This is a genomic window from Herbaspirillum lusitanum P6-12, from assembly GCF_000256565.1.
Lineage (GTDB): Bacteria > Pseudomonadota > Gammaproteobacteria > Burkholderiales > Burkholderiaceae_D > Herbaspirillum > Herbaspirillum lusitanum.
This window is the reverse complement of record NZ_AJHH01000007.1, coordinates 1-6,983: the sequence shown is the minus strand read 5'-3', so window position 1 is coordinate 6,983 and position 6,983 is coordinate 1. Positions and strand designations below refer to the sequence as shown.

At 62.2% G+C, this 6,983-nt stretch carries 6 protein-coding genes; 5 read left to right on the top strand and 1 reads right to left on the bottom strand.

Going from position 1 to position 6,983, the window contains the following annotated elements:
* Together HLUSI_RS0100250 and HLUSI_RS0100245 are read left to right on the top strand one after the other, a co-directional pair.
* Positions 1-1,764: TonB-dependent receptor (locus HLUSI_RS0100250; RefSeq protein ID WP_016832047.1), on the top strand; the 1,764-nt coding region annotated here is incomplete at its 5' end.
* 169 nt (positions 1,765-1,933) lie between these two features.
* Entirely contained in the window at positions 1,934-3,058 is a 1,125-nt protein-coding gene (locus HLUSI_RS0100245) for a branched-chain amino acid ABC transporter substrate-binding protein (RefSeq protein ID WP_029362947.1), read from the top strand.
* Between the two features lie 9 nt (positions 3,059-3,067).
* Here HLUSI_RS0100245 and HLUSI_RS0100240 read toward each other — a convergent pair whose 3' ends face one another.
* Positions 3,068-3,532 carry an Lrp/AsnC ligand binding domain-containing protein gene (locus HLUSI_RS0100240; RefSeq protein WP_016832045.1) on the bottom strand — a complete coding sequence of 155 codons (465 nt, stop codon included), beginning with the start codon at positions 3,530-3,532 and terminating at the stop codon, positions 3,068-3,070.
* Between the two features lie 282 nt (positions 3,533-3,814).
* Between HLUSI_RS0100240 and HLUSI_RS0100235 the strand changes: the two genes are divergently transcribed.
* From HLUSI_RS0100235 to HLUSI_RS0100225, 3 genes are all read left to right on the top strand, one after another.
* Positions 3,815-4,942 carry a branched-chain amino acid ABC transporter substrate-binding protein gene (locus HLUSI_RS0100235; protein WP_016832044.1) on the top strand — a complete coding sequence of 376 codons (1,128 nt, stop codon included), beginning with the start codon at positions 3,815-3,817 and terminating at the stop codon, positions 4,940-4,942.
* Between the two features lie 291 nt (positions 4,943-5,233).
* Positions 5,234-6,244 carry a trans-3-hydroxy-L-proline dehydratase gene (gene lhpH / locus HLUSI_RS0100230; protein ID WP_016832043.1) on the top strand — a complete coding sequence of 337 codons (1,011 nt, stop codon included), beginning with the start codon at positions 5,234-5,236 and terminating at the stop codon, positions 6,242-6,244.
* A 4-nt stretch (positions 6,245-6,248) separates the two neighbouring features.
* On the top strand, positions 6,249-6,983 hold a 735-nt coding region (locus HLUSI_RS0100225), incomplete at its 3' end, for a delta(1)-pyrroline-2-carboxylate reductase family protein (protein WP_016832042.1).

The window sequence follows — 6,983 nt, the reverse complement described above, 5'->3', positions numbered from 1 at the left end:
TCGGCCTCCGCCTTCGGCGCCGGCGCGTCGCGTCCCATCATCCGCGGCATGGAAGGTCCGCGCGTACTGATGCTGCAAAACGGCATGTCGACCGCCGACGTGTCGACGGTTTCCAACGACCACGCGGTCGCCACCGAAGCCGCCACTGCCCGCCAGATCGAAATCCTGCGCGGTCCGGCGGCGCTGCTGTACGGCTCGGGCGCCATCGGCGGCCTGGTCAACGTGGTCAACGACCGCATCCCGACCGAGCTGGTGGGCAAGCCGACCGGCCAGGTCGAGGCGCGTTACGGTACCGTCGACGGCCAGAAGAACACGTCATTCTCGGTCGACGGTTCAGCCGGCCAGATCGGCCTGCACGTTGACGGCAACTATCGCGACACCGACAACTACAAGATTCCCGGCAACGCCAAACAAGGCGACGCTACCAGCGCTTCCGGTCGCCTGCCGAACTCCTTCACGCATGAGAGCAGCGTCGGCGTCGGCGGTTCCTATATCGCCGACTGGGGCCACATCGGCGCGTCGGTGTCGTCGCTGGACGACCACTACGGCATCCCGACCGCGGAAAAGTCCTTCATCGACCTGCACCAGACCCGTTACGACATCGACAGCCTGGTCAGGGAGCCGTTTGCCGGCATCGAGTCCTTCAAGTTCAAGCTCGGCTACACCGACTACACCCACACCGAGAAGAAGGAGGACGGCACCGCCAACACGGTGTTCTCCAACCGCGCGCTGCAGACGCGCTGGGAACTGACGCACGCGCCCCTGGCGGGATGGCATGGGACCTTCGGCGTGCAGACCGAGCAGAGCAACTACTCGGCCCTGTCGGCCGCCACTGGCGCAGCAGAGCTGACCCCGCCGACCCGCTCGACCTCGTTTGCCGGCTTCCTCGTGGAAGAGCGCCAGTTCGGCCAGGTGCTGGCCAGCGCCGGCCTGCGCGGCGAGAGCGTGAGCCGCCGTCCGGATGCCGGCAGGCAGGGACGCGACTTCAACCTCCTGTCCTGGTCCACCGGCGCGCTATGGACCTTCCAGCCCGGCTATGGCCTGGGCCTGACCTACTCGCTGGCGCAGCGTGCGCCGACGGTAGAGGAGCTGTATTCCAACGGTCCGCATGAGTCGACCTCGACCTTCGACATCGGCAACGGCAGCCTGCAAAAGGAAACCTCGCACAACATCGAACTGAGCCTGCAAAAGACCGAAGGCCTGGTGCGCTGGAAGGGCAACCTGTTCCAGAACAAGGTGAAGAATTACGTCTACGGTCGCACCAACGGCCAGGTCGACGAGACCGGCAATGCGGATCCGGCCGGCGAATTCCTGCAGCGCTTCTGGTCGCAGGGCGACGCCACCATCCACGGCGCCGAAGTCGAAGTCAGCTACAACCTGAACAACGAAGGCTTCTCGGTGCGCGGCTTTGCTGACACCTCGCGCGGCAAGCTGGATAACCAGGGCAGCCTGCCGCTGCAGCCGGCCACGCGCTACGGCGTCGACCTCGGCTGGAAACAAGGTCCGTGGGCCAGCGGCGCGCGCGTGCTGCGGGCGCTCAAGCAGGACCGCCTGGCGGCCTTCGAATCCAGCCAGACGCCGTCCTATACCCAGCTCGACGCCAACCTGTCGTACACGCAGAAGCTGCAGGCGATGCGCGTGACCTGGTTTGCGCTGGTGAAGAACCTGCTCAATCAGGACATCCGCTATTCCACCGCCGTGCTCAAGGACACCGTGCCGCAATCGGGCCGCAACCTGATCGTCGGGGTGCGCACGCAGTTCTGACCGGAGCCCGCCCGTTTAATGTAATGGCGCGAGGCGCCCGAACCAGTCAAAACCGGCAAAAGGCATGTTCTTTTGCCGGTTTTTTGCCAATGAATGGCGGCGTATTGGGCTATTCTGGACCAAGTCACCGGCAATGTCGCCGGACAGCCGGTCCCGGCCCGAGGAGCGCATGCCACCCGTTCGCGTCATTGCAATAGCCCTGTCCTTGCTGTCCGCCTGCGCTTTTGCGCAAGAACGACAGGTCGTCAGGTTCGGTTTCAGCAGCCCACTGTCGGGGCCGCAGGCCGCCGCCGGCAAGGATGCGCTGAACGGCGTGCAAATGGCGATCGAGCGCCTGAATCAGCAAGACCTGCAGCTGGACGGCAAGGCCATTCGTTTTGAACTGCTGGCGCGCGACGACAAGGCCAGCCCGCAGGAAGGCGCCGCAGTCGCACGCGAACTGGTGGCCGCCGGCGTCAGGGCCGTGCTGGGGCCGTTCAATTCCGGCGTGGCGCTGAGCGTCACCAGGATTTACAACGACGCCGGCGTGGTGTCGCTTACCGTGGCCTCCAATCCCAAAGTCACCCAGAGCGCGCTGACGCAAGTGTTTCGCATCGCCGCCAGCGATGCCGACATGGGCGGCAAGATGGGCCTGTATGCAGCGCGCCATCTCAAACTGAAAAAAATGGCGGTCCTCGACGACGGCTCGCTCTACGCGCGCGGGCTGATCGATAAGTTCGAGCGGGTCGCCAAGATGAACGGCGTCCAGCTGGTGTACAAGGAAGCGGTCGGCGACAAGGCGGAGGAATTCGGCACCGCGCTCAACGCCATCGCTGCCGCCAAGGCTGATGCAATCTTTTTCGGCGGTTATGTGTCGCAGGCCGGCGCGCTGCTGCGACAGATGCAGCAGCGCGGCATGGCGATTCCCCTGCTGGGCGGCGACGCCTTGTGTTCGTCAACCATGCTGGTGCAAGCCGGCAGCGCGCTCGGCGATCGTACTTACTGCGTGCAGGGAGGAGTGTGGCTGACCAGGGTGTCGGACGGCGCCGTCTTCGCCTCCGCCTACCAGGGAAAGTACGGCAGCATGCCGGATGTCTACGCGCCGACCTTCTATGACGGCGTGCTGTTGCTGTGGCAGGCGATGAAGTCGGCCAATTCGCCCGACCCGCGCGTCTTTGCACCGGTACTGGCACGCATGCGCTACAAGGGCGTGACCGCGACCTACGAGTTCAATTCACGCCACGACATGACCGAAGCGACCGTAACCATCCTGCGGTTCAAGGATGGCAGGCTGGTGCCGCTATCCAGCTTTTGAAGCGGAGTGTTACTTGATCGGCAGCCGAATCGTATTCTTGACCTCTTCCATCACCGCATAGGTGTGCGTCTCGCGCACGCCCTTGAGCTGCAGCAGCGACTTGCCGAGGAATTCCCGGTAGGCGTTCATATCCTTCACACGCGACTTGACCAGGTAATCGAAACCGCCCGCGACCATGTGGCATTCCATGATTTCCGGAATGCTCTGCACGCTTTTCTTGAAGGCTTCGAAGACGTCGGCCGTGGTGCGGTCCAGCACCACCTCGATGAACACCAGCAGCGACACGTCCAGCAATTCCGGATTGAGCTGGGCCGCGTAGCCGAGGATGTAGCCGGCGTCCTGCAGCTTGCGCACCCGTTCCAGGCAGGCCGCCGGCGACAGGTTCACGCGCGCGGCCAGGTCGACGTTGCTGATGCGGCCGTCGTTTTGTAGTTCGGACAGAATTTTTTTGCTGATTTTATCAAGCGTAGCCATAGAATCTGAATTTTCTTCTGTGAAATGAAGAATAGCTGAATTAAATTCTGATTATAAGGGCAATTATCGGGACTAATATCATCAAAGAGTAAATAGAATCGAGCACCATAAAAAGTAGTTGCGCCGGACCGCCGGACGCAACGAGCCGACCAAAGCCAGAAGAGAGACTCACCCGCCATGCCTATCTGCAGTTGCGCTTGCGACCGTCTTGCCTTTTTGCCGCCGCGGCTTGAATTCAGTGTTTTATCGCAAGCCTGACCTTCAACCAAGAGAGGAAACAACATGTATAACCGCATGCATATCATCGCCGCTTCACTTGCCATCATCCCGGCATTCGCATCTGCTCAGGAAGTGCAAACAGTGAAGATCGGTTTCAGCAGTCCGCTGACCGGGCCGCAAGCTTCGGCCGGCAAGGATAACCAGGGCGGTTTGCAAATGGCGGTCGAGCGTCTGAATACGCAAGGTCTCGTCATCGGCGGCAAGAAGATCAAGTTCGAAATCGTGGCGGAAGACGACCAGGCCGATCCGAAGTCGGGCGTGGGCGTGGCGCAAAAGCTGGTTGACCAGGGCGTCAAGGCCATCGTCGGTCCTTACAACTCGGGCGTCACCATTCCTGCTTCGCGCGTCTACAACGACGCCGGCATCGTGACCGCGACCGTGGCTTCCAATCCGAAGATCACCCAGCAAGGTTTCGCCACCCTGTATCGCGTTGCAGCAAGCGACAGCCAGCTGGGCGGCAAGATGGCGCTGTACGCAGCCAAGGAACTGAAGATCAAGACCGTGTCCGTGATCGATGACCGCACCGCGTACGGCCAAGGCCTGGCGGAAGAATTCATCAAGCTCGCGCAAGCCAACGGCATCAAGGTCGTCAGCAAGGACTTCACCAACGACAAGGCCACCGACTTCACCGCCATCCTGACCTCGATCAAGGGCAAGAAGCCGCAAGCCGTGTTCATCGGCGGTTACGCGCCACAAGGCGGTCCGATCAAGCGCCAGATGAAGCAACTGGGCATCGACGCGCTGCTGATGGGCGGCGACGGCATCTGTTCGCCTGAAATGGGTCGTCTGGGCGGCGACGCCATCGGCGAAAGCGTCTACTGTACGCAAGGCGGCACGATCCTCGAGAAGGCCAAGGAAGGCAAAGCATTCGCCGACGACTATCAAAAGAAATTCGGTCGTCCTGCGGAAGTCTACGCAGTCTCGTTCTATGACGGCATGATGGTCATCGCCCAGGCAATGAAGGCGGCCAACTCCGTCGAACCGAAGGTCTACGGCCCTGCGCTGGCTAAAATCAAATACAAAGGCGTGGCAGGTCAATACGAGTTCGACGACAAGCATGACCTGAAGCAATCGCCGGTGACGATCTTCCGCTTCAAGGACGGCGTGCCGGTTGCGCTGACCAGCTACTGATCGTCTGTTCGTCTAGTCGTCTATTTGTTTATTCCCGCGTTTCATTTCTCCCAGGGAACAATCGCAGCTTGCGGTTGCTTCCCTGAAATGATCCCCAGGTAGTCCCCGCAGTTCATCCCCGGCCCTCTGCAATGCAGCAGGGCCGGCGATCGCGTAGCCTCATCTTTCCGATCAGGCCGGGCATTGATGCATCCGTATCACCAATACGGCGCACGTAACGGGAAATGAAATACACTCCCCCTTGCGCATCGTTTCAAGCTGTCGTTCCAGGTTTTTTGTAGAGGAAGTTTCATGCTCAGTTACACCCGCACCGTTCAGACCATTGACGCCCACACCGGCGGCGAACCCTTGCGCATCCTGGTATCCGGCTTGCCGCAAGTCCCCGGCGCCACGATCCTCGAAAAGCGCACCTGGCTGAAGGAAAACTGTGACGACCTGCGCCAGTTCCTCATGAACGAGCCGCGCGGTCACGCCGACATGTACGGCGCCTATCTGTTTCCGCCGCTGACGCCGAATGCCGATTTCGGCGTTATTTTCATCCACAACGAAGGCTACAGCGACATGTGCGGCCACGGCATCATCGCACTGGGCAAAGTGCTGGTCGAAATGGGCTACGTTGAGCGCACTTCACCGGTGACCCGCATCTGCTTCGACGCGCCGGCCGGCTTCATCGACGCCAGCGTGGAATGGGACGGCCAGCGCGCCGGCAAGGTCACCTTCAAGAACGTGCCTTCCTTCATCTATCAGCGCGACGTCGAAGTCGACACGCCGGGCTTCGGCAAGATCACCGGCGACATCGTCTTCGGCGGCGCCTTCTACTATTACATCAACGCCGACCAGGCCAAGCTCACCGTCAAGCCGGAACAGGTGCGCCAGCTGATCCAGCTCGGCGCCGAGACCAAGGCCGCCGTCAAAGCCAAGGTCAAGATTCAGCATCCGCTCGAGCCGGGTTTGAACACGCTGTACGGCACCATCATCGACAGCGCCCCCAATTTCCCCGGCGCCGATCAGTCCAACGTCTGCATCTTCGCCGACCGCGAAGTCGACCGCTCGCCGACCGGCACCGGCACCTCCGGCCGCGCGGCGCAGCTGTTCCTGCGCGGCAAGCTGGACCTCAACCAGGACTACGTCAACGGCAGCATCGTCGGCAGCAATTTCAGCGTGCGCGTCACCGGCGCCACCAAGGTCGGCGAGCTCGACGCGGCCTTCACCGAAGTCACCGGTTCGGCGCACATCATGAGCACCAACCAGTGGGTGCTGGAAGAGTCCGACCCGTTCCCGACCGGCTTCTTCCTGAGGTAAATCGATGCACATTCTCGACGCCCGACAAACCGCCGACGCGCTGCCGTACGCGCGCCTGGTGCCGGCGCTGGCGCAAGCCGCGCAGGAATTCGCCGACGGCCGCATCGCCGCGCCCGAACGCCAGGTGGTGCCGATCGACGCCAACAGCGTGCTGCTCAGCATGCCGGCCGTCAGCGCCGACCTCAGCGTCACCAAACTGATTACCGTCCACGGCGACAATGCCAGGCATGGCCTGCCGGCGATCCAGGGCGAAGTCATCGTCTTTGAAACGCAGACCGGCCGCCGCATCGCCTTGCTGCACGGCCCCACCGTCACCGCCCGTCGCACTGCGGCGATGACCTTGCTCGGCATCCAGACGCTGGCGCCGACCAAACCGAAATCGGCGCTGCTGATCGGCACCGGCGTACAGGCGGCGGCGCATGCCGACGCGCTGGTGGAGTTTTTCGGCGTCACGCAATTCTGGATCGTGGCGCGCGACGTTGCCCGCATGCAGGCCTTCTGCAGCGAGCTCAGCACGCGTCACGAAGGTATCGTCGCCAGTCCGCTGGCAGCCGACGCCATGCAAAAAGACGTGCCCGCGACCGACGTGCTGATCGCGCTGACCACGTCGCGTACTGCCGTGATCCCGGCCAGACTTGCGCCGCATACGCTGGCCATCGGCGTCGGCGCGTTCAAGCCCGACATGGTGGAATTTCCGGCCGCGTTGCTGGCTGAACGCACCATCGTCGTCGACGACCTC